At 70.6% G+C, this 24,642-nt stretch carries 23 protein-coding genes; 14 read left to right on the forward strand and 9 right to left on the reverse strand.

Going from position 1 to position 24,642, the window contains the following annotated elements:
• Window positions 1-92: 92 nt before the first annotated feature.
• Window positions 93-788 (reverse strand): hypothetical protein, encoded by a 696-nt coding sequence (locus AB0P25_RS08380; RefSeq protein WP_363806586.1) that lies wholly within the window; start codon window positions 786-788, stop codon window positions 93-95.
• Between AB0P25_RS08380 and AB0P25_RS08385 the strand changes: the two genes are divergently transcribed.
• Entirely contained in the window at window positions 774-1,640 is an 867-nt protein-coding gene (locus AB0P25_RS08385; protein ID WP_363806587.1) for a hypothetical protein, read from the forward strand. The two genes, AB0P25_RS08380 and AB0P25_RS08385, sit on opposite strands and share 15 nt — an antisense overlap.
• The gene (locus AB0P25_RS08390; RefSeq protein WP_363806588.1) at window positions 1,615-2,634 is read left to right on the forward strand and encodes an HAD-IIA family hydrolase; all 1,020 of its coding nucleotides are present in this window, start codon (window positions 1,615-1,617) and stop codon (window positions 2,632-2,634) included. The genes AB0P25_RS08385 and AB0P25_RS08390 overlap by 26 nt, the downstream gene beginning before the upstream one ends.
• 5 nt (window positions 2,635-2,639) lie before the next feature.
• On the opposite strand, the gene AB0P25_RS08395 is transcribed toward AB0P25_RS08390, so the two are convergent.
• The gene (locus AB0P25_RS08395; RefSeq protein WP_363806589.1) at window positions 2,640-3,632 is read right to left on the reverse strand and encodes an o-succinylbenzoate synthase; all 993 of its coding nucleotides are present in this window, start codon (window positions 3,630-3,632) and stop codon (window positions 2,640-2,642) included.
• A gap of 56 nt (window positions 3,633-3,688) precedes the next feature.
• On the opposite strand from AB0P25_RS08395, the gene AB0P25_RS08400 reads away from it, so the two are divergent.
• Genes AB0P25_RS08400 through AB0P25_RS08410 form a run of 3 tightly spaced genes read left to right on the forward strand, consistent with a single transcriptional unit; the run spans window position 3,689 to window position 6,845 of the window.
• Complete coding sequence (locus AB0P25_RS08400) at window positions 3,689-4,600, forward strand: 1,4-dihydroxy-2-naphthoyl-CoA synthase (RefSeq protein WP_363806590.1); 912 nt, start codon at window positions 3,689-3,691, stop codon at window positions 4,598-4,600.
• Window positions 4,601-4,608: 8 nt separating this feature from the next.
• Window positions 4,609-5,835: an AMP-binding protein gene (locus AB0P25_RS08405; protein ID WP_363806591.1), complete on the forward strand. Its 1,227-nt coding sequence runs from the start codon at window positions 4,609-4,611 to the stop codon at window positions 5,833-5,835.
• Window positions 5,836-5,861: 26 nt separating this feature from the next.
• A complete protein-coding gene (locus tag AB0P25_RS08410; protein ID WP_363806592.1) occupies window positions 5,862-6,845 on the forward strand; it encodes a 1,4-dihydroxy-2-naphthoate polyprenyltransferase in 984 nt (327 codons plus the stop codon).
• Here AB0P25_RS08410 and AB0P25_RS08415 read toward each other — a convergent pair.
• Window positions 6,833-7,132: a DUF4229 domain-containing protein gene (locus AB0P25_RS08415; protein ID WP_363806594.1), complete on the reverse strand. Its 300-nt coding sequence runs from the start codon at window positions 7,130-7,132 to the stop codon at window positions 6,833-6,835. The two genes, AB0P25_RS08410 and AB0P25_RS08415, sit on opposite strands and share 13 nt — an antisense overlap.
• A gap of 42 nt (window positions 7,133-7,174) precedes the next feature.
• Between AB0P25_RS08415 and AB0P25_RS08420 the strand changes: the two genes are divergently transcribed.
• The 4 genes from AB0P25_RS08420 to AB0P25_RS08435 all read left to right on the forward strand — a co-directional run bounded on the left by AB0P25_RS08420 (window position 7,175) and on the right by AB0P25_RS08435 (window position 10,334).
• On the forward strand, window positions 7,175-7,534 hold the full coding sequence (locus AB0P25_RS08420; protein WP_363806595.1) for a PLDc N-terminal domain-containing protein: 360 nt from the start codon (window positions 7,175-7,177) through the stop codon (window positions 7,532-7,534).
• Complete coding sequence (menD, locus tag AB0P25_RS08425; RefSeq protein WP_363806596.1) at window positions 7,527-9,326, forward strand: 2-succinyl-5-enolpyruvyl-6-hydroxy-3-cyclohexene-1-carboxylic-acid synthase; 1,800 nt, start codon at window positions 7,527-7,529, stop codon at window positions 9,324-9,326. The genes AB0P25_RS08420 and menD overlap by 8 nt, the downstream gene beginning before the upstream one ends.
• 24 nt (window positions 9,327-9,350) lie before the next feature.
• Entirely contained in the window at window positions 9,351-9,683 is a 333-nt protein-coding gene (locus tag AB0P25_RS08430; RefSeq protein WP_363806598.1) for a nuclear transport factor 2 family protein, read from the forward strand.
• Between the two features lie 90 nt (window positions 9,684-9,773).
• Window positions 9,774-10,334 carry an acyl-CoA thioesterase gene (locus AB0P25_RS08435; protein ID WP_363806599.1) on the forward strand — a complete coding sequence of 187 codons (561 nt, stop codon included), beginning with the start codon at window positions 9,774-9,776 and terminating at the stop codon, window positions 10,332-10,334.
• Between the two features lie 13 nt (window positions 10,335-10,347).
• Here the strand turns inward: AB0P25_RS08435 and AB0P25_RS08440 are convergent, their stop codons facing one another.
• On the reverse strand, window positions 10,348-11,718 hold the full coding sequence (locus AB0P25_RS08440) for an FAD-binding oxidoreductase (protein ID WP_363806600.1): 1,371 nt from the start codon (window positions 11,716-11,718) through the stop codon (window positions 10,348-10,350).
• Between the two features lie 85 nt (window positions 11,719-11,803).
• On the opposite strand from AB0P25_RS08440, the gene AB0P25_RS08445 reads away from it, so the two are divergent.
• Window positions 11,804-12,766, forward strand: a complete 963-nt coding sequence (locus tag AB0P25_RS08445; protein WP_363806601.1) for a DNA-3-methyladenine glycosylase 2 family protein — start codon at window positions 11,804-11,806, stop codon at window positions 12,764-12,766.
• 21 nt (window positions 12,767-12,787) lie between these two features.
• On the opposite strand, the gene AB0P25_RS08450 is transcribed toward AB0P25_RS08445, so the two are convergent.
• Both AB0P25_RS08450 and AB0P25_RS08455 read right to left on the reverse strand, forming a co-directional pair.
• Complete coding sequence (locus AB0P25_RS08450; RefSeq protein WP_064110600.1) at window positions 12,788-13,342, reverse strand: SRPBCC domain-containing protein; 555 nt, start codon at window positions 13,340-13,342, stop codon at window positions 12,788-12,790.
• 83 nt (window positions 13,343-13,425) lie between these two features.
• Window positions 13,426-15,015: an NAD(P)/FAD-dependent oxidoreductase gene (locus AB0P25_RS08455; RefSeq protein ID WP_363806602.1), complete on the reverse strand. Its 1,590-nt coding sequence runs from the start codon at window positions 15,013-15,015 to the stop codon at window positions 13,426-13,428.
• Between the two features lie 85 nt (window positions 15,016-15,100).
• On the opposite strand from AB0P25_RS08455, the gene AB0P25_RS08460 reads away from it, so the two are divergent.
• Together AB0P25_RS08460 and AB0P25_RS08465 are read left to right on the forward strand one after the other, a co-directional pair.
• On the forward strand, window positions 15,101-18,742 hold the full coding sequence (locus tag AB0P25_RS08460; RefSeq protein WP_363806605.1) for a proline dehydrogenase family protein: 3,642 nt from the start codon (window positions 15,101-15,103) through the stop codon (window positions 18,740-18,742).
• 19 nt (window positions 18,743-18,761) lie between these two features.
• Entirely contained in the window at window positions 18,762-19,595 is an 834-nt protein-coding gene (locus AB0P25_RS08465) for an aldo/keto reductase (RefSeq protein ID WP_363806607.1), read from the forward strand.
• A 34-nt stretch (window positions 19,596-19,629) separates the two neighbouring features.
• Here AB0P25_RS08465 and AB0P25_RS08470 read toward each other — a convergent pair whose 3' ends face one another.
• The 3 genes from AB0P25_RS08470 to AB0P25_RS08480 form a co-directional block, all read right to left on the reverse strand.
• Entirely contained in the window at window positions 19,630-21,057 is a 1,428-nt protein-coding gene (locus AB0P25_RS08470; RefSeq protein ID WP_363806608.1) for a HAMP domain-containing sensor histidine kinase, read from the reverse strand.
• Window positions 21,054-21,788, reverse strand: coding sequence for a response regulator transcription factor (locus AB0P25_RS08475; protein ID WP_363806609.1), 735 nt, complete (start codon window positions 21,786-21,788; stop codon window positions 21,054-21,056). The genes AB0P25_RS08470 and AB0P25_RS08475 overlap by 4 nt, the downstream gene beginning before the upstream one ends.
• 93 nt (window positions 21,789-21,881) lie before the next feature.
• Complete coding sequence (locus tag AB0P25_RS08480) at window positions 21,882-22,316, reverse strand: Lrp/AsnC family transcriptional regulator (RefSeq protein WP_064110605.1); 435 nt, start codon at window positions 22,314-22,316, stop codon at window positions 21,882-21,884.
• Between the two features lie 146 nt (window positions 22,317-22,462).
• On the opposite strand from AB0P25_RS08480, the gene AB0P25_RS08485 reads away from it, so the two are divergent.
• Together AB0P25_RS08485 and AB0P25_RS08490 are read left to right on the forward strand one after the other, a co-directional pair.
• The gene (locus AB0P25_RS08485) at window positions 22,463-23,938 is read left to right on the forward strand and encodes a peptide MFS transporter (RefSeq protein WP_363806611.1); all 1,476 of its coding nucleotides are present in this window, start codon (window positions 22,463-22,465) and stop codon (window positions 23,936-23,938) included.
• 38 nt (window positions 23,939-23,976) lie between these two features.
• Window positions 23,977-24,636, forward strand: a complete 660-nt coding sequence (locus AB0P25_RS08490) for an MOSC domain-containing protein (protein ID WP_363808039.1) — start codon at window positions 23,977-23,979, stop codon at window positions 24,634-24,636.
• Window positions 24,637-24,642: the final 6 nt, after the last annotated feature.

The raw sequence follows: 24,642 nt of genomic DNA on the forward strand, positions 1-24,642 counted from the left end.
GACAGAACGGCGCCGGCGACGGTCAGCGCCGTCCCCGCACGGACGGGTCCGGTCGACCGCGCACGGGCGGAGCGTCCCGTGACCGGTCCGCTTCAAGCGGAGGCGGTTGGCGCGGCAGCTCCGAGGGCTCCCGCGGCGGCGGTGAGCGCCCCGCGCGCTCGGGTGGCAACCGCCGCGACGGCCAGGCCGGCAGCGAGCGAGCGGGCTATCGCGGTGGTTCGGGCGCCGATCGGCGACCGTCGGGATCCCGGGATGGTCAGCGCACCGGCGGGTACCGTGGTGGTGACCGGGATGGTCAGCGCACCGGCGGCTACCGCGGCGGGGACAGTGAGGGTCAGCGTTCTGGTAGTTACCGGGGTGGTGACCGGGATGGTCAGCGCGCCGGCGGCTACCGCGGCGGGGACCGTGAGGGTCAGCGTTCTGGTGGTTACCGGGGTGGCGATCGGGATGGTCAGCGCTCTGGTGGTTACCGGGGTGGTGACCGGGATGGTCAGCGCGCCGGCGGGTACCGCGGTGGTGACCGGGATGGTCAGCGCGGCGGTGGGTATCGCGGTGGCGACCGGGATGGTGCGCGTTTCGGTGGCTCGCGTCCGCAGGGCGACCGTGGCGGGTTCCGTGGGCGTGACGGCGGCTCGGCCGGCGGCGATCGCCGCAGCGGACGCGATGAGAAGCTGTGGACGCGCGACGGTCGTCCGGCGCGTGGCGACCGGGGCGCTCGTGATGAGCGGCGCGAGCTCACCGAAAGCGAGCTGCGTGCTCGCGAGCTGCAGTCGGTGCGTCCCCGGCACGACGACCCCTTCATCCCGGACGAGATCCAGGCGCGCGAGCTTCCCGGCGAGGCGCGCGTCGAGCTGAAGACGCTGAGCAAGGACAACGCCGACTGGGTTGCGAAGCACCTGGTCATGGCGGGGCGTCTCATCGACGAGGACCCCGAGCTCGCCCACAAGCACGCACTGTCCGCATCCCGTCGCGCGGGCCGGGTCGCCGTCGTCCGCGAAACGCTCGCGATCACCGCGTACGCGACCGGCGACTTCGCGCTCGCGCTTCGCGAGCTGCGCACGTACCGGCGGATCTCCGGCTCCAACGACCAGCTCCCGCTCATGGTCGACAGTGAGCGTGGAGTCGGCCGTCCCGACCGCGCGCTTGAACTCGGCCGCTCGGTCGACCGGACGACCCTGCCGAACGACGTCCAGGTGTCGCTGGCGATCGCCATGTCCGGTGCCCGCCTCGACCTGGGGCAGCCGGACGCGGCGTTGGCCGAACTCGAGATCCCGCAGCTCGATCCGAACCGCGCCTTCAGCTACAGCGCGGACCTCTACCACGCGTACGCCGAGGTCCTTGAAGAGCTCGGTCGCGACGACCAGGCCGCCCAATGGCGCGAGCGCGCTGCCCGCGCCGAGGCGGCGTTCGACCAGGCCGAGGCCGTCGACGAGCACGAGACCATCGACATCATCGAGGAGGACATCGTCCTCGATGCCGCCGACGCCCACGATGACAGCGACAGCGTCAGCGACAGCGTCAGCGTCAGCGTCAGCGTCAGCGACAGCGACAGCGTCAGCGACAGCGACGCGGACACGGACGGCCGGACCGACGACGGAGAGGACGACGCGCACGATGGCGCTGTTTCGCCGGAGCACTGAGGCGCGGACGCCGCTCGACGACGTCGACCTCGTTCTCGCCGACCTCGATGGCGTCGTCTACAAGGGCCCGGACGCCATTCCTCACGCGGTGGAGAGCCTGAACGCGGCCGCCGAAACCGTCAGAGTCGGTTACATCACGAACAACGCGTCACGGACCGACGCCACGGTCGCCCAACACCTCACCGAGCTTGGACTCCACGTCCAGCCGACGGATGTCGTGACCTCTCCGCAGGCGGCCGTCCGGCTGCTGGCCCAGCACGTTTCCGCCGGCGCGAGCATCCTCGTCATCGGCGGGGACGGTCTCGTCGACGAGGTGCAGAAAGCGGGCTTCTCGGTCACGCGTTCCGCCGACGACGACCCGGCCGCTGTCATCCAGGGCTTCTCACCCGACATCGGGTGGGCACAGCTGGCCGAGGCGTCGTTCGCTCTCCAGGGGCGGAGCGACACCGAACGCCCGTGGATCGCGACCAACACCGACTGGACGATCCCCGTCGCCCGCGGCATCGCTCCCGGCAACGGAACGCTCGTGTCCGCTGTGCACACCGCGGTGGGCCGCCTGCCGATCGTCGCGGGCAAGCCCGAGCGCGCCATCTTCGACGAAGCGGTCGCGCGATTCGGCGCCCGGAAACCGCTCTTCATCGGAGACCGGCTCGACACGGACGTCCTCGGCGCCAACCGCGCGGGAATCGAATCGGTTCTCGTGTTGACCGGCATCGACGGCGGAAAGCAGCTTCTCTCCGCGGATGCTGACGCGCGTCCGACCTACATCCTCAGCGACCTGCGCGGACTGAGCGAGCCCTATCCCGAGACACGCGTGGCGAAGTCGGGGGCGGTCAGCGTCCGGGACGCGACCGTCGCCATCGAAGGCAACGACGTGCGGATCGTATCCGAGGGGAGCGACCGGACCGACCTCCTGCGCGCGGCGTGCGCCGCGATCTGGAACTCGGGCCGTGCGATCTACGGGCTCGAGGTGCCGGAGAGCCTGTACGCCTGAGGTCGTCAGAGGGCCAGAGAGCGCTCGAGGACGCGGTGGCACCGGATGACGCGTTGGCGCCACCAGTGCTCGCGGTCGTCGTGCGCGCGCAGAGTGTCCAGCCGCTGGGCGGACACCGACGGGCGGACCACGGGAATGCCCCCTGCCTCCGGACGCAGCGGTTCGTCGGCGATGTCGTCGACGAACATCGCCACCGTTCCCAGGCCGCAGTCGAACTCGAGGTCCGGCAGCGCCGCGGCCAGGTGGGCGCCCATGGCGATGCCCACGGAGGTGTCGATCGCGCTGGACACCACGGCGGGCAGGCCGGCGTCGGCGACGATCCGGAGAGCTGAGTGCACGCCGCCGAGCGGCTGCGCTTTGACCACCACGACATCCGCAGCGCGCGCCCGTGCCACCGCGAGTGGATCGGCGGCCTTGCGCACGCTCTCGTCCGCGGCGATCGGGATGCCCATGTAGTGGATCCGTTTGCGTAGCTCGGCGAGCTCTTCGACCGTGGCGCACGGCTGCTCGACGTATTCGAGGTCGAATGTGGCGAGCGCGTGGATGGCGTGCTCCGCCTCGTCCAGGTTCCACAGGGTGTTGGCGTCGATCCGCACGCGACCTTCCGGGCCGAGCGTTTCGCGCACGGCGCGGACTCGTGCCACGTCGTCCGCCAACGTCTGGCCCGGTTCGGCGACTTTGACCTTGGCGGTCCGTGCGCCGGGGTAGCGGGCGAGCACGGCCGGCACGTCGTCGGCCGCGACTGCGGGAACGGTGGCGTTGACCGGGATCCGGTCCCGTAGCGCGGGAGGGGTGGGACGCCAGCCGAAGTCGATCGCCGCGTGCAGCCAGGCGGAGGACTCCCCATCGTCGTACTCGACGAACGGCGAGAACTCCGTCCACCCCTGCGGCCCCTCGAAGAGCGCCGCTTCGCGCACGGTGATTCCCCGGAAGCGGGTCGTCATCGGCAGCGACACGACCCGGAGAGTTGCCAACAGGTCGGCGAGGTCCGGCAGCATTCCACAAGTTTGGCACGCGCGGGGGCGAGCGCTAGGCCGAACCGTAGGCTGGATCCATGCAAGCGGACGTCTCAGAACTCTTCGACCCCGGCGCGTGGCGTGAGGTCCCCGGTTTCGGCGAACTCACCGACATCACCTACCACCACGACACCTCGGGGCGGATCGCGCGCGTCGCGTTCAATCGACCCGAGGTGCGCAACGCGTTCCGGCCCCACACGGTCGACGAGCTGTATGCGGCGCTCGAAGACGCTCGCACGAACCCGCGGATCGGTGTCGTCCTGCTCACCGGGAACGGCCCGAGCCCGAAGGACGGCGGGTGGGCGTTCTGCTCCGGCGGGGACCAGCGCATCCGCGGGCGCGACGGGTACAAGTACGCGGAGGGCGAGACCGCGTCGGGGATCGACGTGGCGCGGAGCGGCCGACTGCACATCCTCGAGGTGCAGCGCCTGATCCGGTTCATGCCGAAGGTCGTCATCGCCGTGGTACCGGGATGGGCGGCGGGCGGCGGTCACTCGCTGCACGTGGTCTGCGACCTGACGATCGCCAGCGCCGAGCACGGACGGTTCAAGCAGACGGATGCCGACGTCGGGTCGTTCGACGCCGGGTACGGGTCCGCGTACTTCGCCCGCCAAGTGGGGCAGAAGTTCGGGCGAGAGGTGTTCTTCCTCGCGCGGGAGTACTCGGCGCAGCGTGCGTACGAGATGGGGGCGGTCAACGCGGTCGTTCCGCACGAGCAGCTGGAATCGGTGGCGCTCGAATGGGCGAACGAGATCCTGACGAAGTCGCCGACGGCCATCCGCATGCTCAAGTTCGCCTTCAATGCGGTCGACGACGGACTGGTCGGTCAGCAGGTCTTCGCGGGCGAGGCGACCCGGTTGGCGTACGGCACGGACGAAGCGGTCGAGGGGCGCGATGCGTTCCTCGAGAAGCGCGAACCCGACTGGTCGCCGTTCCCCTGGCAGTACTGAGGCCGGCGATGACGCGAACGCTGAAGGTCGTCGATGCGGGCCGGCCGGACGAGGTGTTCGTCGCTCTGCGTGATGCGCTGACGGCCGCAGGGCCGGCGGTGGTGCCGCGGGTCGGTGGTCTAGGCGCAGCGGGAGCGGCAACGCGAGTGGGCGCCACCAGCGGTGCGCAAGGCGCTCGTGGGGCCGGGGTCGATGGGGTGCGCTGGCCACAGGAGGACGACGCCGTCGCGCAGAGCGTCGCACTGGTGATCGAGACCTCGGGCTCGACGGGGACTCCGAAGCGGGTGGCGTTGTCGACCGACGCGCTGCTGGCGAGTGCGGCGGCGTCGGCCGGGGCGATGGGTGGGCAGGGGCAATGGGTGCTCGCTCTTCCGGCGCACTACGTCGCGGGGGCGCAGGTTCTGGTGCGCTCGCTGGCCGCCGAGACGGAGCCGGTCTATTACGGCAGCGGCCATTTCGATGCGGAGCGGTTCGCGTCTGCGGCCGGTGAGCTGAAGCACGATCTGCGCTACACCTCGCTGGTACCGGTGCAGCTCGCGCGGCTGGTCGACAGTGCGGAGGGCGGGTCGAGGGCGGTCGCTTCGGCGCTTCGTCGATTCGACGGGATCCTGATCGGTGGGCAGGCTCTGGCTCCCGGGCTGCGAGAACGCGCCGAAGCGCTCGGGGCGCGCGTGATCGCAACCTACGGGTCGAGCGAGACAGCCGGCGGGTGCATCTACGACGGCATGCCGATCGGGACCACGGTCGTCCGCGAGAACGGCGGGATCCTCGAGATCGGCGGACCCACGCTCGCCGAAGGCTACGTCGGCGATCCGGAGCGGACGGCGGCGGTCTTCCACGAGGACGCGGGCGCGCGGTGGTACCGCACCGGGGATCTGGGGGAGGTGTCGCCGGAGGGCCGGGTCACCGTGTTCGGTCGCTCCGACAATGTCATCATCTCCGGCGGCGAGAAGGTGCTGCTGGATGCGGTCGAGCGCGCGGTCCAGAGCATTCCGGGATACGGCGACGCTGTCGTGGTCGGAGTCGAGGACGCGCGCTGGGGCGAGGTCCCTGTGGTCGTGACCGAGGGAGACGCAGCGCTGTCGCTGGAGGCGTTGCGCGAGACCGTCGCCGGGGTGCTCGGGCGCGCCGCGGCCCCGGCGCGCGTGGTCGAGGTCGGTCGCCTGCCACGGCTGGCGAGCGGGAAGCCGGACCGGGTCGCGCTCGCCGCCCTGGTACGCGAGCGAGGGGCATAGCCGATGTTGTTACGATTCGCTCTGTGATGAGTCAGAACAAGCCACGTCAGCAGCGGATGGCCCCGCCGATGGCGCGCGGTCCGCGCGGCGGCCGGAGCGGCCGGCCCGGTGCGGCCGCGGCAGCCGTCAAGCCCGCCACCACCGCCGACTGGATCGCCGGGGCGCGGTTGCGCACCCTCCCGCTCGCCGTCGCTCCGGTGCTGATCGGCGTCGGGGCGGCGAAGGTCGCCGAGGGGCCGGGCGTCTGGCATCCCATCCGCTCGCTGCTCTGCCTGGCGGTGGCCGTCCTCCTCCAGATCGCGGTGAACTACGCCAACGACTACTCCGACGGCGTGCGCGGCACCGACCAGTACCGCGTCGGTCCCGGGCGCCTGACGGGATCGGGCAAGGCGGCGCCGCGCACGGTGCTGACGGTCGCCCTGACGTTCTTCGCCCTCGCGGCCGTCGCCGGCGTCATCCTGGTGATCCTCACCCAGCACTGGTGGGTCCTGCTCATCGGCGCCGCCGCGATCGCCGCCGCCTGGTTCTACACGGGCGGTAAGCGGCCCTACGGGTACTACGGGCTCGGCGAGGTCTTCGTCTTCATCTTCTTCGGGCTCGTCGCCACCGTGGGCACGACCTATATGTTGTCCGGAACGGTCAACCAGGAGTCCTGGTACGGAGGCGTCATCGCCGGCCTCATCGCCTGCGCTGTGCTCATGGTCAACAACATCCGCGACATCGAGCCCGACCGTCAGGCGCGCAAGCGGACGCTCGCGGTCCTGCTCGGCCGGGTCGCCTCGCGGATCGTGTTCTGCGTGCTGCTGCTCGTCCCGTTCGTCATCCTCGGCGTGCTGGCGGTCTTCTACCCGCTCGCCTGGTTCGGGATGTTCGCGCTGCTTGCCGCGATTCCGGCGTGCATCATCACGCTGTTCGGGCGCTCGCCGCGGGAACTGGTCACCGCGCTGCAGCTGACCAGCATCACCGGTCTGCTGGTCGGAATCGCGCTGGGCGTCGCCTACGCCTTCTGATCGCCGCGATCCCGCGGCTCGGCTGCGGCATCCTCGATTGCGGCATCCTCGACGTCGTCGTCCTCCGACGTCGCCGGCTTGTCGCGGTGGCGCACGGCGTACAGGTCGGACGACACCGCGTTCCGCGGCCGGCTCAGGAAGATGTACGAGAGGCACAGGCCGATGAGCGCCGCCGCGATGACCGCCAGCCACCAGACTAGGCCGACCAGAAGCAGGATCACCAGCGGCACGGCGAACACCAGAAGGCGCAGCACCGTATAGGTAATCCAGGAGGGAATCCGCTTCACCCTCCCAGCTTAGAGACCGTCTCTGAGAGTTACGATTGACCCATGGTTCGCCTCTGGATAGCCCTCGGCGTCGCAGCCGTGGTGTTCTACTTCTATTCGGTGGCAGACTGCGCCCTGTTCGACCGTTCACGAGTGCGCGGCCTTCCCAAGCCCGTGTGGCTGCTCATCATCATCCTGTTCCCGGTCATCGGCGGCATCCTCTGGTTCGTGATCGGGCGCGGCCGGCGTCGCGCCGAGGTGAACCGCCGCGTGAGCGCGCCCGACGACGACCCCGAATTCCTCGGCAAGCTGCGGCTCGACCACGACCAGGAGGAGCGCATCCGGCAGCTCGAGAAGGAGCTCGCCGAGCTCGACGACAACGGGCCGGACAACAACGACCAGACCGGCCGCCGGGATGGGTGACCGCCCGGCAGCGGGCGAGCATCCCGAGACCGGCGCGACCACGTCCGCCGACGGAGTCGGCACAGGCAACCCGGCCACCGACTTCTCGCTGGCCCTGCTGACCGCGCTCGTGCGCACCGGGGTGCGCGACCTCGTCGTCAGTCCCGGCTCCCGCTCCCAGGCGCTCGCCCTGGTCGCGGCCGAGCTCGAGCGGTCAGGATCGGCGCGGCTTCACGTACGCATCGACGAACGGACCGGCGGGTTTCTGGCCCTCGGTCTCGCCCGCGAATCCGGCGCGCCCGCCGTCGTGATCACCACGAGCGGCACGGCGACCGCCAACCTGCACCCGGCGGTGTTGGAGGCGCACGAGGCGGGCATCCCTCTGATCGTGCTGACCGGCGACCGGCCGGAGGAGCTGCGCGGCATCCGCTCCAATCAGACCACCCACCAGGACGGCCTGTACGCGGCAGCGGTCCGCTGGTCCGTCGACGTCCAGGCGCCTACGGGCGACCCCGACGACGCCGAGCGCGCCGCGGCGCTCGCAGAGGCGGCGGTCCGCGCCGCGGTCGGCGCCGATACCGCCGATCCCGGACCGGTGCATCTCAACATCGCCTTCCGCGAGCCGCTTTCGGTCACCGTGCCGGCGCTGCCCGAGCTCGAGAGCGGGGCGCTGCCCGGAACGGCGGATGCGGCGGCGCTCGAACGAGAGACACTGACGATCGAATCCGGTCCCCGGACCGTCGTGGTCGCCGGGGCCGACGCGGGCGCGGCCGCCGAGGAGTTCGCACGCGAGGCGGGGCTACCGCTGCTCGCCGAGGTGTCGAGCGGCGCGCGCTTCGGCCCGAATCTCGTCGTCTCCTACCGCGAACTGCTCCGCGACGAGGACTTCGGGGCGGCCGTCGAACGAGCCGTCGTCTTCGGCCACCCGACGCTGAGCCGGGAAGTGCCGGCGCTGCTGATACGTCCGGATGTCGACGTCATCGTCGTCGCCCCTACGGGAGCCCAGGCCTACAACCCCGGCCACCGGGCGACCATTGTCGGCGCCGTGCGCGCAGGAGACTCGATCGACGTCCGCTCGCCCGAGGTGCGCGGCTGGGTCGGACGCTGGGTGTTCGCCAGCCGACGCCTCGCCGAGCTGGCCGAGCGGGAGGCAGATCCCGCCGCCGTGGCGCCCGACCTCGAGAAGGCCCGCTCGTTCGATCCCGCCGATGCGCTCGACTTCGCGAAGGCCGAGCTGGCGGCCGTCCGTGCGCCGATCACCCGCGCGCTGCTGGCAGAGGCCGTCTGGCGCTACACGTGGCCTCACGACCGGCTGGTGCTCGGCGCATCCCGGCTGATCCGGGATGTCGACCGCATCGTCCCGGGGAAGCGGATCGCCGTCCACGCCAACCGCGGCCTTGCGGGGATCGACGGGACGATCGCGACCGCGACGGGCATCGCCCTTGCCAGCCAGCGCGCCGCGCAGGCGGCGGGAACGCCGGGCGGAGTGACCCGCGTGCTTCTCGGGGATCTTGCGCTGCTGCACGACGCGGGCTCGCTGCTGTTCGGCGTCGGCGAGCCGCGTCCGCACCTGCAGGTCGTCGTCGGCAACGACGGCGGTGGAACGATCTTCGACGGTCTGGAGGTGGCCGCGACGGCTCCCGCCGAGTCGTTCGACCGCGTGCTCTACACTCCGCAGACGGTCGACGTCGCCGCTCTCGCGCGTGCCTACGGCTGGCATCACTCGGTCGCCCGCACCAAGGGCGAGCTGGACCAGGCGCTCTCCGCGCCGCCTGCCGGAGTGAGCCTGCTCGAAGTGCCCCTCCCGCGCTGAACCCCTCAGGGCGAGAATCGTCCCGTGACGACACCAGAAGAACTCCCCGAGCCGATCCGCATCTTCATCGACGCGACCAACCGCGGCGACACCGACGCGTTCGTGAACGCGTTCACCGACGACGCCACCCTGAACGACTGGGGCCGCGAGTTCAGCGGTCACCAGGGGGTACGGAAGTGGGACAGCACCGACAACATCGGCGTCCGCTCGCACTTCGAACTCGTCGACTGGGCCGCGGAGCCCGAGCCGGACACCTACCTGGTAACCCTCACCGTGACCGGCGACGGCTACAACGGGACCGGTCCGATGCGGTTCCAGCTGCGCGACGGCCGCATCGCGGACCTTCGCATCAGCTGATGCGATGCGCACAACGGTCATCCGCGGCCTGACCGGGACGATTGGAGACTCCGCACAACGGATGCGCTGATCCTTCTGCGGATCACTACCATGGCGGGCGTGCACATGATCTTCCGGACGATGCTCCACGCGATCATCTCCCGCTTCGGCCCGCGGCTGGGGCACTGGGATGTGGCGCGCACCCGGTTCCGCGTCCTGCCCACCGATCTCGACATCCTGAAGCACATGAACAACGGGGTGTACCTGTCCATCGCCGACATCGGGCGGTTCGACCTCCTGCAGCGCAACGGCGTCTGGGCGATCTTCAAGCGTCGCGGGTGGTACCCGGTGGTCGCCTCGGAGACGATCTCCTTCCGGAAGTCGCTGGAGCTGTGGCAGCCGTTCGTCGTGGAGTCGCGCATCCTCGGCTTCGACGAGAAGGCGGTCTACGTCGAGCAGCGGTTCACGGTCGACGGCGAGATCTACACGCAGGCGTTCATCCGCGGGCGGTTCCTCAAGCGGTCCGGAGGGGTCGTCAGCATCGCCGAACTCCTGGAGGCGGTGGGCCCGTCCCCGACGGACGCCACCGTTCCCCAGTGGCTGGTCGAGTGGGGTGCGGACGCGGCGTTGCCGTCGACCCGTGCCGAGGCGCCGAGCGTCTGGAGCGAGTGAGCGTCACCGGCCGTCAGGCGGGGCCGAAGGCGAACACCTTGTCCGGGTCCCACTGCAGGCGGGCGGCGGTGAGCCGTTCCTGCACCGGAGTCGGCCATCCGCTCTCGAAGGCGGCGCGATCGGACAGGTCGCCGATGAAGTTGACGTTCGTCACCGACGAGATGCGGTCGGCCAGGGCATCGGAGATCGCCGCCGCCCGGGCGGGAGCCGCCTCCGCGAAGGTGCCGGGGTCGGCGGCCAGCAGGGCGAGCGTGTAGCCGGCATCGCGTCCGCCGATGGAGGTGCCGTCGTCGGTGTCCCGCGCGGTCGCACCGCCGATCTGGCGCAGCTCGACCGAGAGGAACGGCGAACCGGAGCCCGGTCCGGCCAGTTCGAGGATGACATCCCCCGCGTCCTGGTCGAACGTGTCGAGCATGTAGCCCCGGATCCACGTGGGGGCGCCCTGCTCGGGATCGTTGTGGATGCTCGCCACGGCGGTCGTCGGCATCTCGGCCACGAAGTCCAGGTAGAGCGGAGCGGCGGCACGGATCGGCGCGAACAGTCTCTCGCCCTCCACACCGTCGCCCGGGTAGGCGAAGCGGACGCTGAGCACCGTGCGCCCGCGCAGGGGCGGCGGCGGTCCGTCGACGTCGGGGACGGTGAGCAATGCGACCGAGGTGGTGGCCTCATCCGGCAGCTCGGCGGACCAGTCGATCCACGCACGCAGCGCCGGTTCGATGGCGCCGCCCTCGAAGAAGACGCTGCCGCCGTAGAGCGAGCGGAGCGGGACGAGCTCGAGCGTCATCTCGGTGACGACGCACAGGCCGCCCTTGCCGCCGCGCAGAGCCCAGAAGAGGTCGGAGTTGGTGTCGCGGTCCGCGGTGAGGATGCGTCCGTCCGCCGTGACGACCCGGAACCCGCGCACCCAGTCGGCCGTGAAGCCGTACGTGCGGGCCATCGGTCCGAGGCCGCCGCCGAGGCTGTAACCGACGGCGCCGACGCTGGTGGAGGAACCGGTCACGGGCGCGAGGCCGTGCTCGGCTGCCGCCACGATGACGGGCGCCCAGCGCAGCCCGGCGCCGATCCGGGCGAGCCGGGAGTCCCCGTCGATGGACAGCCCGTCGAGGCCGCGGGTGGAGATGATCATGCCGCCGACGATCGGCGCCTCTGCGCCGTGGCCGGTCGCCTGGACGCGCACCGGCAGCCCGGCGTCGCGGGCGAACGCGATCGCCTCTACCACATCCTCGTCGTTCGTGACGGCGACGACGATGTCCGGATCGTGGCGGATGGCGGTGTTGAAGCAGGCGACCTCAGCGGCGAGGCCTTCGTCGCCGCGGACGTAGACGGTTCCGGCGATCGCTTCGCGCAGGCGCGCGACAGCGGTCGTGTCGAGTTCGATTCCCATGGCGGAAACCTAGGGGAGACCACCGACCTGCGGGTAGCCCTCTGGCCTGATCCGGACGGTCAGACGCGTGACGTACGATTCCTGCATGACCGCCGTCCTGCCTGCTCCGCGCGCATCCGCGTCGACCGCGCCGGATGCGGAGACGGTGTACCGCCCCGGCTTCCGGCTCGACTTCGCGGGAACGCTCGCGATGCTCGGCCGCGGGCCGTACGACCCGACCACGGTCTGGGATCTTCGCGGGATGTGGCGCACCTGGCGCACACCGGAGGGCGCGGCGACACTCCGGCTGAGTCGTCCGTCGGCCGACGGCGGCGTGGCGGCGTCTGCCTGGGGACCGGGCGCGGGCTGGGCGATCGATGCGGTGCCGCGGTTGCTCGGCCGGGATGACGACTGGTCGGGGATCGACGTCGCCGGCCACCGGTTGCTGCGCGACAGCCTTCACCGCAACCCCGGGCTGCGGCTGGCGCGGACGGGACGGATGCTGGAGGCGCTGCTCCCGGCGATCATCGAGCAGCGCGTGACCAGCCTGGAGGCCTACCGTTCGTGGTCGCGTCTGCTGCGCTGGTACGGCGAGCCGGCCCCGGGGCCCGCGCCCGAGGGGATGCGGGTGACGCCGACGCTCGAGCAGTGGCGTGGCATCCCGTCCTGGGACTGGCACCGGGCCGGCGTCGACCCGCGGCGGGCGCGCGCCGTGCAGGCGGTTCTGGCCGTGGCCCCGTCGCTGGAGCGCGCGGTCGAGCGCGCCGCGACGCTGGATGAAGCGCAGGCGGCGCTGCAGACCATCCCGGGCATCGGTGTATGGACGGCGGCCGAGACGCTTCAGCGCTCCCACGGGCACCCCGACCTCGTCAGCGTCGGCGACTACCACCTGGCCCACCAGGTCGGTGAGGCGCTGATCGGCCGACGGGTCGACGACGACGGGATGCTCGAACTCCTCGAGCCGTATGCCGGACACCGTCAGCGCGTGGTGCGGCTGATCTTCGCGAGCGGATTCCGCTTCCAGCGCCGGGGACCGCGGATGGCCCTGCAGGACCACCGCTGGCATTGAGCGGCGCGGGCGCCGCGGGTGTCAGCCGTTCGTGCCGTTCCGCATCGCCGCCGCGTGCTCGAGCTTGAGCTCGCGGTCGAGCTCCCGGCACAGCGTCTCGTAGTGGTCGAGGAAGTCCGGGTAATAGTCCTCCCAGACGGGAAGCGGCTTCCCGTCGTGCGCCGCGATCATGCGGTCGAGGTAGAAGTCCCAGCCGACGCCGTAGTCCGCGCCTTCCGCGACGGAGTGGAGAAGCTGTCCGAAGGTGATCGTGGTGTGGCCGCTCGACTCCTTCAGATGCACGAACATCCGACGCGAGTCCGGGGCCGAGCCGACGTCGACGTGGAGCCGGTGCGGGGCCTCGCAGAGCATGATCGCGACGTTCTCCCACTGCGCTCCGTCGCCCTCTGCGTTCATGCGGAACTTGACGGCGCCCGTCGCAGGCGTGCCGGTGAACTCGCCGATCCATCGGCTCAGATATGCGGACCGGCTGAAGTACGCCCACACCTCCTCGATCGGCGCGTGGACGATGCGATCGAGGACCACGTAGACCCCGTCGTCCTTCCTGACCAGTCTTCCCGTCGGCTGCGGCGTCATGGTGACCTCCAAGAGTTCGACCCTCGTGGACCTCACGATAGTCACGCCGCCCGCGGATCGGCAGAGGGACGCTGCGAGTCCCTTCAGCCTTCGAGGACGGCCATGGCGGCATTGTGGCCGCCGAGGCCGCTGACCGCCCCGCCGCGCCGCGCGCCGGACCCGCAGAGCAGGATGCGCGGGTGCTGCGTCGCGACGCCCCAGCGCTGCGCCGGGGTGTCGAGCGGGTCGTCGTCCTCGGCGAACGGCCAGGACAGCGGGCCGTGGAAGATGTTGCCGCCAGGCAGGTTGAGTGCCTGCTCGAGATCGCGGGTCGTCTTCGTCTCGATGCACGGGCGGCCGTCGGCATCCGTCAGGAGCAGATCCTCGATCGGCTCGGCCAGCACGGAGTTCAGGGACGCGAGCACCGCATCCTGGAGCCGCTGCCGCGTCGCGTCGTTGTTCTCGTCCGTCAGCCAGCGGTCCGGGGTGTGCAGGCCGAAGACCGTGATGGTCTGGGCACCCGACGCGGCGAGCTCGGGGTCGAGGATGCTCGGGTCGGCGAGGGTGTGGCAGTAGATCTCGCACGGGAGGAGTTCGGGCATCACGCCCCGGGTCATGCCCGAGTACGCCTCCTCGAGCTGCGCGTAGGTCTCGTTGATGTGGAAGGTTCCGCCGAACGCCGCCTGCGGGTCGATGGTCTCGTCGCGGAGACGGGGGAGACGCTTCAGGAGCAGGTTCACCTTGACCTGGGCGCCCTCGGCCTTCTCGCGCGGGGGCTCCGGCGACTCGCCGAGCAGGCGGTCCAGCACCTCCGGGGCGACGTTGACGAGGACGTTCTCGCCGGTCACCCGGCGCTCGTGGCCGTTGCGGACGTACTCGACGGTGCCGTCCGGGTCGATGCGGGTGACTTCGGCGTCCGTGACGATCCGGGCGCCCGACTCGCGCGCGACGCGGGCCAGCTCGCCGGTCACCGCGCCCATCCCGCCGACCGGGACGTCCCACTCGCCGGTGCCCTGGCCGATGACGTGGTAGAGAAAGCAGCGGTTCTGCGCGAGCCCGGGGTCGGAGACGCTGGCGAAGGTGCCGATGAGCGCGTCGGTGGCGACCACGCCGCGGACGAGGTCGCTCTGCACCCGCGACTCGATGAAGTCGCCGATGGGGCGCTCGATGAGCGCGTCCCACAGCTCGTCGTCTCCGACGAGCGCCCGGGCCTCCGAGCGGGTGAGCAGCGGTTCGGTGACCGTCGGCCACAGGGCCTGGGCGACCTCCCCGGTGCTGCGGTAGACGGATTCGAAGCCCTCGACGTCGCCGCCCGCGCCGACGCGGGCGAAGGATGCGGCAGTCGCCGCCTCGTCGGTGTTGTCGATCAGGAGCCCCGCGCCGTCCGGATCCCCGGGGAGGGGCGTGTAGGAGGAGTAGCGGCGGCGGGCGAGACGGATGTCGAGGCCGAGCTCGTCGATGATGCGCTGGGGGAGCAGGCTGACGAGATAGGAGTACCGCGACAGCCGCGCCTCCACGCCCGCGAACGCCTGGGCGCTGACCGCGGCGCCGCCGACGTCCTCGAGGCGTTCCAGGAGGATGACGGTCTTGCCTGCGCGGGCGAGGTAGGCGGCGGCGGTCAGGCCGTTGTGGCCGCCGCCGACGATCACGACATCGTGGGTCGCGGCGGTGGTCGGCGTGGAGCGGTCGTTCATGGGTTCGACTCTACTGGCGGACGAGTTATCCACATCTTCACGTCGGTCCGCTGAGCGCTCAGCGCCGGGTAATAGTGTCGTCAGCATGGTCGATGCAACAGACGGCGCTGAGACGCGGCCGGCGGCGATCGCTCACGAGGCGGTCCAGCTGGTGCAGCAGTGGCTCGCCGAGAGCGCGCGCAACGCGTCCTCCGCCCCTCAAGACCCGGCGGCGGAACGCCTCGCGGGCGTGCTCAGCGACCCCGACGGGCTGGAGTTCGCGGTGGGCTTCGTCGACGGTGTCGCCCGGCCGCAGGACCTCTTCGTCGCGGGGTACAACCTGCAGCGGGTGGCCAAGCGCATCCCGCGCTTCCTGCCGTGGTACATGCGCTTCGCCATCTGGCTCGGCGGGGTGTTCGGCCCGGTGCTGCCGTGGGTCGTCATCCCGATCGCGCGACGGGTGCTGCGGCGGATGGTCGGGCACCTGGTGGTGGATGCGACGCCCGAGAAGCTGGGTCCCGCGATCGAGAAGCTGCGGCCGGCGGGCGATGCAGACGGCCACGGTCCGCGGCTCAACCTGAACCTCCTCGGCGAAGCCGTGCTGGGCGAGAAAGAGGCGCAGCGGCGGTTCGCGGGCACGCGGACGCTCCTCGCGCGCGACGACGTCGACTACGTGTCCATCAAGGTGTCGTCCATCGCGTCGCAGCTCTCCATGTGGGCGTTCGACGAGACGGTCGAGCGCGTCGTCGACCGGCTCACGCCGCTGTACGAGCTGGCGGCCGCGTCGCCGACCCCCAAGTTCATCAACCTCGACATGGAGGAGTACCGCGACCTCGACCTCACGATGGGCGTATTCACGACCCTCCTGAGCAAGCCGCAGTTCCTCGGCCTCGAGGCCGGCATCGTGCTGCAGGCGTACCTCCCGGACGCGCTCGACGCGCTGCAGACGCTGACCGAGTGGGCCACGCAGCGGCGCATGCAGGGCGGGGCGCCGGTGAAGGTCCGTGTGGTGAAGGGCGCCAATCTGGCGATGGAGCGGGTCGATGCGGCGATCCACGACTGGCCGCTCGCGACGTACGGCAGCAAGCAGTCGACCGACGCCAATTACAAGCGCGTGCTCGACTGGGCGTTCACGCCGGAGCACACCGACGCCGTGAAGATCGGTGTGGCCGGGCACAACCTGTTCGACATCGCGTACGCGTGGCTGCTCGCCTCGCAACGAGGCGTCACCGACCGCATCGACTTCGAGATGCTGCTCGGCATGGCCACCGCGCAGGCGGAGGTCGTCACGCGGACCGTCGGTCGGCTGGTGCTCTACACGCCGGTGGTCGACCCGCGCGAATTCGACGTCGCCATCTCGTATCTGATCCGCCGACTGGAGGAGAACGCCAGCCCGGAGAACTTCATGTCGGCGGTGTTCGACCTGGGGTCCGATCCGCAGCTGTTCGAGCGCGAGAAGCAGCGCTTCCTCGCATCGGTCGCGGAGCTGGAGCAGAGTGCCGCCCCGCGCGGCGCTGCGCCGCTGCCCAACAGACGCCAGGACCGCACGCAGGAATGGGAGGACGCCACGGCGCCGTCGTTCACGCGGCCGCCGGCGCCCACGCCTGACATGGCGGGTGACGAGGTCGACGCCGGACTGACGAACGTGGTCCTCGGACTCACACGCGGTTCTGGTGGCGTGGAGCTCTCGCCTCCGGAGCCGCCCGGGGCGCCGGACGGCTTCCACAACGCACCCGACACCGACCCGTCGCGGGCGGCGAACCGGGCGTGGGGCAGGCGCATCCTCGCGCGCGCGGCCGGCTCCTCCCTCGGCGAGGAGACGATCTCGGCCGCAGTGGTCACCGAGGCCGACCGGCTCGACCGCATCACGCAGAGCGTGGCAGAGGCGGGTGCGGGGTGGGGGCGCCGCTCCGGTCAGGAGCGGGCGGTGCTGCTCGACCGCGCGGGGCATGCCCTCGAGGCGAATCGCGATCGACTGATCGAGGTCATGGCCTCCGAGACGGGGAAGACCATCGCGGAAGCCGATCCGGAGGTCAGCGAGGCCGTCGACTTCGCGCACTACTACGCGACCCGGGCGCGTGAGCTGGATGAGGTGCAGGGCGCTCGGTTCATCCCTTCCGCGCTGACCGTGGTCGCGCCGCCGTGGAACTTCCCGGTCGCGATCCCGGCCGGCTCCGTTCTCGCGGCGCTCGCCGCGGGGAGTGGCGTCATCATCAAGCCGGCACCCCAGGCACGGCGGTCGGCGGCTGTGATGGTAGAGGCGCTGTGGGAGGCGGGCATCCCGCGCGAACTGCTCGCGCTCGTGGATGTCGCCGAGAACGACCTCGGACAGCAGCTGATCTCCGATCCGCGCGTCGACCGCGTCATCCTCACCGGGTCGTATGAGACGGCCAAGCTGTTCCGGTCCTGGCGGCCCGAGTTGCCGCTGCTCGCCGAGACCAGCGGCAAGAACGCGATCATCGTGACCCCGAGCGCCGACTACGACCTGGCGGTGTCCGACATCGTCAAGAGCGCCTTCGGGCATGCCGGGCAGAAGTGCTCGGCGGCGAGCCTCGTCATCCTCGTCGGGTCGGTGGCGACCTCGGAGCGGTTCCGCAGCCAGCTGGTCGACGCCGTCACCAGTCTGCGGGTGGGCTATCCGCAGGACCCGGTCAGTCAGATGGGTCCGCTGATCGAGCCGGCATCCGGCAAGCTGCTGCACGCGCTCACGACGCTCGGCGCCGAAGAGGAGTGGCTGGTCGAGCCCATGAGGCTGGACGACACCGGTCGCCTGTGGTCGCCGGGGGTCCGCACGGGAGTGCAACCCGGCTCCTACTTCCACCTCACCGAATTCTTCGGGCCGGTGCTCGGCGTGATGACCGCGCGGAACCTCGAGGAAGCCGTTCGCTACCAGAACGCCGTCGAGTACGGGCTCACCGCGGGATTGCACTCGCTCGACTCCGACGAGCTCGCGCTGTGGCTCGACACCGTCGAGGCCGGCAACCTCTACGTCAACCGCGGCATCACCGGCGCCATCGTGCGACGGCAGCCGTTCGGCGGGTGGAAGCGGTCCTCGGTCGGTGCAGGCGCGAAGGCCGGGGGCCCGAACTACCTGCTCGGACTCGGATCGTGGGTGCCCGAAGCGGGTAACTCCAGTTCGAGCCTGCACCTGCGCGGGCTCGAGCCGCGCGTGTCCGACCTCATCGAATCCGGGCAGTCGTCGATGGACTACCCGTCCTTCGACCTCGTCCGTCGGTCGGCGCTCAGCGACGCGATCGCCGTGGCGAACGAGTACCACCGGGTGAAGGACGTCTCCGGACTCGGCGTCGAACGCAACCTCTTCCGCTACCGGCCGGTGCCGGTGGCCATTCGCCTCTCCGAAGGGAGCTCGCTGCCCGAACTGCTGCGCGTCATGGCGGCGGGAACCGTCGCCCGGTCGCCGTTCACCGTGAGCACCCCCGTGAAGCTGCCCAAGGCGACTGCGGCGCTGCTGCGGGAACGGGACGTCGAGGTGACCGTGGAGTCCGACGCCCACTGGCTTTCGCGCGTCCGGGCGCGGCGCATCACCGCCCACCGGATCCGGCTTATCGGCGGCGACCGGCTGGCGCTCGCCGCGGCGCTGGGAGGGAGCCCCGATGTCGCGATCTACGACGGGCCGGTCACGCCGTCCGGGCGGGTCGAGGTGCTGGCCTTCCTGCACGAGCAGGCGATCTCGATCACGAACCACCGGTTCGGCAACCCGACGACGCTCTCCGACGGCGTCATCTGATCCGCGTACTGTGACAGCCATGACCAACCAGATCCCTTCGCTCCCGCTGAACGGCGGTGGCAGCATCCCCCAGCTCGGGCTCGGCACCTGGCCCCTCGACGACGCCGAGGTCGAGAACGCGGTCGTCGCCGCTGCGGAGATCGGCTACCGGCACGTCGACACCGCGGCCAAGTACGGCAACGAGGTGGGCGTCGGGCGTGGGCTCGCCGCCAGTGGGGTGCCGCGCGAGGAATGGTTCGTCACGACCAAGCTCGACGGCAACTACCAGGGCGAGGATCGGGCGGTCGCCGGGCTCGATGCGAGCCTCGAGCGGCTGGGGCTGGAGTACGTCGACCTGCTCCTCATCCACTGGCCGCTGCCACAGCGCGACCAGTACATCTCCACCTGGGAGACGTTCATCCGGCTGCGGGAGGCGGGCAAGGCGCGCGCGATCGGCGTCTCCAACTTCAAGCCTGCACACCTCGACCGGATCATCTCCGAGACGGGCGTGGTCCCGGCCGTCAACCAGATCCAGCTGAGCCCGGCAATTCCGCGCCGCGAGCAGCGTGCCTACGACAGCGAGCACGGGATCGTGACCGAGTCGTGGAGTCCCATCGGCGGGACCGGCGACCTGTTGGCCGCGCCGGTCCTCGCAGAAATCGGCGCGAAGCACGGGCGGACGCCCGGGCAGGTCGTCCTGCGCTGGCACGTGCAGAACGGGCTGGTCGCGATCCCCAAGTCGCGCAACCCCGAGCGGATGGCCGAGAACCTGGCGGTGTTCGACTTCGAGCTCGACGCCGACGACCTCGCGGCGCTCGACACGCTGGACGAGGGTCCGGACGCGGGCGTCGACTCGGACCACACCGGGCACTGAGGCGAGGGGGCGCTGAGGCGCGGGGGCTGACGCGCTAGTCGCGCCGGATCGGCAGCGTGACCGTCACGGTCAGCCCCGACGGCTCCACATTCGCCAGCACGACCCGGCCGCCGGCCGCGTCGGCCAAGGCGCCCACGATCGCCAGACCCAGGCCGCCGCCGGACTGACCGGTGCGGGCGTTGTCCGCGCGGGTGAAGCGGTCCAGCGCCACCGGGATGAACTCCTTCGGCATCCCCGGGCCCGTGTCGCGGACCGTCAGCACGACGGACTCACCCTCGCCGTCCGCCTCATCCGCGAGCGCCAGCGTCGCCGTCACGGTCGCCTCCGGCCGCTCCCCTCCGGCCGCCCGGATCGCCGTGATCGCGTTGCCGAGCAGGTTGTCCAGGATGCGACCGAAGTCCGTCGGGGAGAGCGCCACCCGCGATCCGGGCTCCGGCCGGCGGCGGGGGTCGTACTCGAAGTCCACCGAGATGCCCGCGGACTCGTCGTCGCTGCTCACCAGCAGGCGGGCCCGGTCGATCGCGTCCGTCAGCTCGTCGACGAGCGTGCGCCAGTCGATGCGGCCGCTCGACGGGCCGGCCTCGATGCGCGACAGTTCCAGCAGGTTGTTCGCCAGCTGGCCCAGCCGGATCGCCGTCGAATGCGACGACCGGATGTCATGGAGCAGCGCATCCGGGTCGCCTGCGTCCAGCTCCGCCAACTCCAGCTGGCCGCGCAGCACCGCCAGGGGCGTCCGCAACTCGTGGCTCGCGTCCGACACCATCTGCCGCTCACGGTCCGCCGACGCACGCAGCCGGAGGATCAGGTCGTTGAGCGTGGTCGCGAGCTCCGACAACTCGTCCTGGGCCGGACCGACCGGCAACAGTCCGGCCTCGTCTGGAGTGGAGGCGGCGATGCGGTCGGCCTGCTCGCGCATCCGGCTCACCGGGCGGAGCGCGGTGCGGGTCAGCAGCCACGACGCTGCGCCGAACGCGAAGATCAGGACGCCGGCGCCGGCAAGCAGGGCCGCGGTCAGGCGGTCGACGACCAGAGCGGTCGTCTCCTCATTCCGCGCCGCCACGACATGCATCACGCCGGTCGACGTGTTCACGCTGCGTGTGAGCACGAGGTAATGCTCGTCGCCGGCCTGCACCTCGCGCGTCTGATCGCCCTGGGTCGTCAGATCGTCGATCCGCTCCTCCAGCGACTCGGGCAGCGTGGAGGCGAGGATCGTGCCGTCCTCGGAGACGATGGCGAGCTCCTGTCCGCCGCCCGGGAGGTCGAACGGGCCACCGGGCCTGCTCGGAAGGGCCTCGGCGGGCGCCGCGACGTCGTTCGAGAGCAGTGTGACGGTCGCGTTGTGGAGGATCGACGAGACGCCGATGCGGATGATGACGACCGCGACGAGGGCGAAGAGGGCGGCGACGAGCAGACTGCCGATCGTGATCCGCGCCGTGATCGACAGGCGCCGCAGCCGGTTCACGGGGTCGAGGCTGCGTCGTGCGCGGGGGAGTCGGCGGTCGGGCGCTTCGCGTCCACGGCGTTGCGTGCATCCAGGCGATAGCCGCGGCCTCGCTCGGTGATGATCGAGAGGCCGGCACCCGCTGCGTCCAGCTTCTTGCGCAGGTACGAGACGTACTGGTCGATGACGTTGGTGCCGATGTTCTCGCTCGTTCCCCAGACCGACTCGAGGATGTCGGAGCGCGAGAGCGTCTTGTCCGGGTTGGTGGCGAACAGCCGCAGCAGCGTGAACTCGCGGCGGCTCAGCGGCATCTCGTGGCCCGCGACGAGGGCCTGGTGCTCGTGCGAGTCGATGGTGAGGCGGCCGACGGTGACCTGCGGCCGCATCCCCGTCGGCTCCCGACGCAGCAGCGCGCGAACCCGAGCGGCCAGCTCGGCGAACGCGAACGGCTTCGTCAGGTAGTCGTCGGCGCCGGAGTCGAGTCCGTGGACGCGGTCCTCGATGGCGTCGCGCGCGGTCAGCAGCAGGATGGGCATGGGATTCGACGCCTCGCGGATGTGGCGGCACAGCTCGAACCCGCTCATCCCGGGCAACATCACGTCGATCGCGGCGGCCGAGAAGGCGTCGGAGCGCAGCGCGATCATCGCGTCGACGCCGTTCGTGACCAGGGTCACGTCATAGCCCTCGGCCGCGAGGCCGCGCTGGACGAGACCGCCCATGTCCGGATCGTCTTCGACAACGAGCAGCTTCATGCGCCCATCGTGCCACTGTTGCCCGTGTCCGCGCTCGGATGCGGGCGCCCGGCGCACCGCCCGCGCTGAACGTTCTCGCAGGCGGCGTCCAGCTCAGCTTCCGCGATTGATCAGGCGCGAGAGCACGATCGCGCTGCGGGTGTGGTCGACATTGGGCGCGAGCCGCACCTTCTCGAGCGCCGCCTCCAGGCTCGGGATGTCGCGCGAGCGGATGTGCACGATCGCATCCGCGCTGCCCGTCACGGTCCCGGCGTCCACGACCTCCGGCACGGCGGACAGGATGCGCAGCAGCTCCTCCGGCGACACGGTCCCCCGGCAGAACAGCTCGACGTAGGCCTCGGTGCTCATGCCATCGATCGCCGGGTCGACCTGGATGGTGAACCCGCGGATCACCCCGTCGGCGACCAGCCGGTCGACGCGGCGCTTCACGGCCGACGCCGACAGCCCGACGACGGAGCCGATGTCGCCGTACCCGGCACGCGCGTTCTGGCGCAGGAGGTCGAGGATGCTGCGATCGAGGTTGTCCATGCGCAGAGCTTATGGGGATTCGTTGCGTGCATTCCGGAATTGCGGCCAAATCGTGCGCCTCACGAGGGCGACTCCGCGTCTGGACGCGCGAGCGTCCACCGCTTCAGGCGTATCGCGTGCGGCGTGAGGGTGGCACCATGGGCGCCATGAGCGACACGGATACCGCGCCGGCGCGGCGCGAAGACGACGCGAGCCACGGGTTCTTCGGACAGCCGCGCGCGCTGGCGAACATCTTCGGTGTGGAGATGTGGGAGCGGTTCTCCTTCTACGGGATGCAGGGCATCCTGCTCATCTACCTCTACTACTCCGCCGAGCAGGGCGGCCTCGGCATCGACGAGGCGACCGCCACGGGAATCGTCGGCGCGTACGGCGGCGCGGTCTACCTCTCGACCATCCTGGGCGCGTGGCTCGCCGACCGGCTGTTCGGCTCCGAACGCGTGCTGTTCTGGAGCGCGGTCGTCATCATGGCGGGCCACATCTCGCTGGCGCTCATCCCGGGCGTCGGTGGCGTGCTGGTCGGCCTGCTCCTCGTCGCGCTCGGAAGTGGCGGGCTCAAGGCGAACGCCACCCGCATCGTCGGGACGCTCTACGAGGAGAAGGACCCGCGACGCGACGCCGGCTTCTCGCTGTTCTACCTCGGCATCAACCTCGGGGCGTTCTTCGGGCCGCTGCTGACTGGACTGCTGCAGACCACGCTCGGCTTCCATTGGGGCTTCGGGCTGGCCGCGGTCGGGATGGCGATCGGCCTCATCCAGTACTCGATCGGTCGCAAGCGGCTTCCGGATGCGTCCCGCGTGGTCCCGAACCCGCTTCCTCGCTCGCGCTACCCGCTGATGATCGGCATCGGCGCGGCCGCCCTCGTCATCATCGTGGTGCTGGTCTTCACGGGCGTCGTGAACGCGTCCAACCTCGCGCTGTGGGTCATCGGCGTGACCATCGTCGCCGCCATCGCGTACTTCGCCGTGATCATGAGCTCGAAGCTGGTGAACAGCGACGAGCGCAGCCAGCTGGTCGCGTTCATCCCGCTGTTCATCACGAACGCCGCCTTCTGGTCGCTGTACCAGCAGCAGTTCACGGTGGTGACGATCTACTCCGACAAGCGGCTCGACCGGAACCTGTTCGGGTGGGAGTTCCCGGTGTCGTGGGTGCAGTCCATCAACCCGATCTTCATCATCGTGCTCTCGGGAGTCTTCGCGGCGATCTGGACGAAGTGGGGCGCGAAGCAGCCGTCGGCGCCGATCAAGTTCGCGGCGGGCACGGTGCTCATGGGGCTCGCGTTCTTCCTCTTCCTGTTCTGGTCGGGCGGCGGCGCGAACAGCACGCCGCTGCTGGCGATGGTCGGCATCCTGTTCGTCTTCACGATCGCGGAGCTGCTGATCTCGCCTCCCGGACTGTCGGTGACGACCAAGCTCGCGCCGCGCAAGTTCCAGGCGCAGATGGTGGCTCTGTACTTCCTGTCGGTGGCGCTGGGGACGGCGATGGCGGGCCAGCTCGCGAAGCTGTACAACCCCGACACGGAGGCGCTGTACTTCTCGCTGATCGGCGGTGTCGCGGTGGTGATCGGAATCCTGCTGGCGTTGATCAGCCCGTGGGTGCTGCGGATGATGCGCGGGGTCCGCTGACCGGCGCCTGCGATACTGGCCCGATGGGATCGGAGTCGATGGCGGAGGTTCGCGCGGTGTGCGTCGTGGAGCAGCTGCTCCACGATTCTGGGGTGGTCGGCGTGACGGCGATCGACAAGCGGCCGGTGGGGAAGCGGCTGCGCGTGCGTCCTCTCGGTCTCCACGGCGACGTGCAGGCGAACCGGAAGCACCACGGTGGCACCTCCAAGGCGGTCTACGCCTACGCCGAGGAGGATGCCGCATTCTGGGCGGAGGAGCTGGGACGTGAGATCCCGGCCGGGTTGTTCGGCGAGAACCTGCGCACCGCCGGCATCGATGTGAACGGCGCCGAGATCGGCGAACGCTGGGCGATCGGCGACGAGCTGGTGCTGGAGGTCACCTGCCCGCGCGAGCCGTGCGCGACGTTCCAGCGCAGGATGCGGGAGCCGCACTGGGTGAAGCGGTTCGCCCAGGAGGGGCGGCCGGGCGCGTACTTCTCGGTGGTGAAGTCCGGCAGCGTCGGCGTCGGGGATGCGATCCGCGTGGTGTCGCGTCCGGGGCACGGCGTGACGATCGCCTCGTGGTTCTCGGGCGCGGATGCAACGCAGGCCGAGACGCTGGAGAAGGCGGAGAAGGAGGGCCGCATCCACCTGGCGCGTGAGATGCGTGAAGCGATCGACACGCTCCGATCACGAGCTTTACTTGCTATTGACAAGTGAACTTGC

This window comes from Leifsonia sp. NPDC077715, from assembly GCF_040686855.1.
GTDB lineage: Bacteria > Actinomycetota > Actinomycetes > Actinomycetales > Microbacteriaceae > Leifsonia.

What these genes read in the sequence shown, in the direction of transcription:
- AB0P25_RS08480 (WP_064110605.1), bottom strand. Translation starts at nt 22,316, where the DNA reads ATGGACAACCTCGATCGCAGCATCCTCGACCTCCTGCGCCAGAACGCG.
- AB0P25_RS08405 (WP_363806591.1), top strand. Translation starts at nt 4,609, where the DNA reads ATGACGCGAACGCTGAAGGTCGTCGATGCGGGCCGGCCGGACGAGGTG.
- AB0P25_RS08400 (WP_363806590.1), top strand. Translation starts at nt 3,689, where the DNA reads ATGCAAGCGGACGTCTCAGAACTCTTCGACCCCGGCGCGTGGCGTGAG.
- AB0P25_RS08465 (WP_363806607.1), top strand. Translation starts at nt 18,762, where the DNA reads ATGACCAACCAGATCCCTTCGCTCCCGCTGAACGGCGGTGGCAGCATC.
- AB0P25_RS08410 (WP_363806592.1), top strand. Translation starts at nt 5,862, where the DNA reads ATGAGTCAGAACAAGCCACGTCAGCAGCGGATGGCCCCGCCGATGGCG.
- AB0P25_RS08475 (WP_363806609.1), bottom strand. Translation starts at nt 21,788, where the DNA reads ATGAAGCTGCTCGTTGTCGAAGACGATCCGGACATGGGCGGTCTCGTC.
- AB0P25_RS08460 (WP_363806605.1), top strand. Translation starts at nt 15,101, where the DNA reads ATGGTCGATGCAACAGACGGCGCTGAGACGCGGCCGGCGGCGATCGCT.
- AB0P25_RS08435 (WP_363806599.1), top strand. Translation starts at nt 9,774, where the DNA reads ATGGCGGGCGTGCACATGATCTTCCGGACGATGCTCCACGCGATCATC.
- AB0P25_RS08450 (WP_064110600.1), bottom strand. Translation starts at nt 13,342, where the DNA reads ATGACGCCGCAGCCGACGGGAAGACTGGTCAGGAAGGACGACGGGGTC.
- AB0P25_RS08440 (WP_363806600.1), bottom strand. Translation starts at nt 11,718, where the DNA reads ATGGGAATCGAACTCGACACGACCGCTGTCGCGCGCCTGCGCGAAGCG.
- AB0P25_RS08390 (WP_363806588.1), top strand. Translation starts at nt 1,615, where the DNA reads ATGGCGCTGTTTCGCCGGAGCACTGAGGCGCGGACGCCGCTCGACGAC.
- AB0P25_RS08455 (WP_363806602.1), bottom strand. Translation starts at nt 15,015, where the DNA reads ATGAACGACCGCTCCACGCCGACCACCGCCGCGACCCACGATGTCGTG.
- AB0P25_RS08395 (WP_363806589.1), bottom strand. Translation starts at nt 3,632, where the DNA reads ATGCTGCCGGACCTCGCCGACCTGTTGGCAACTCTCCGGGTCGTGTCG.
- menD (WP_363806596.1), top strand. Translation starts at nt 7,527, where the DNA reads ATGGGTGACCGCCCGGCAGCGGGCGAGCATCCCGAGACCGGCGCGACC.
- AB0P25_RS08490 (WP_363808039.1), top strand. Translation starts at nt 23,977, where the DNA reads ATGGCGGAGGTTCGCGCGGTGTGCGTCGTGGAGCAGCTGCTCCACGAT.
- AB0P25_RS08445 (WP_363806601.1), top strand. Translation starts at nt 11,804, where the DNA reads ATGACCGCCGTCCTGCCTGCTCCGCGCGCATCCGCGTCGACCGCGCCG.
- AB0P25_RS08420 (WP_363806595.1), top strand. Translation starts at nt 7,175, where the DNA reads ATGGTTCGCCTCTGGATAGCCCTCGGCGTCGCAGCCGTGGTGTTCTAC.
- AB0P25_RS08485 (WP_363806611.1), top strand. Translation starts at nt 22,463, where the DNA reads ATGAGCGACACGGATACCGCGCCGGCGCGGCGCGAAGACGACGCGAGC.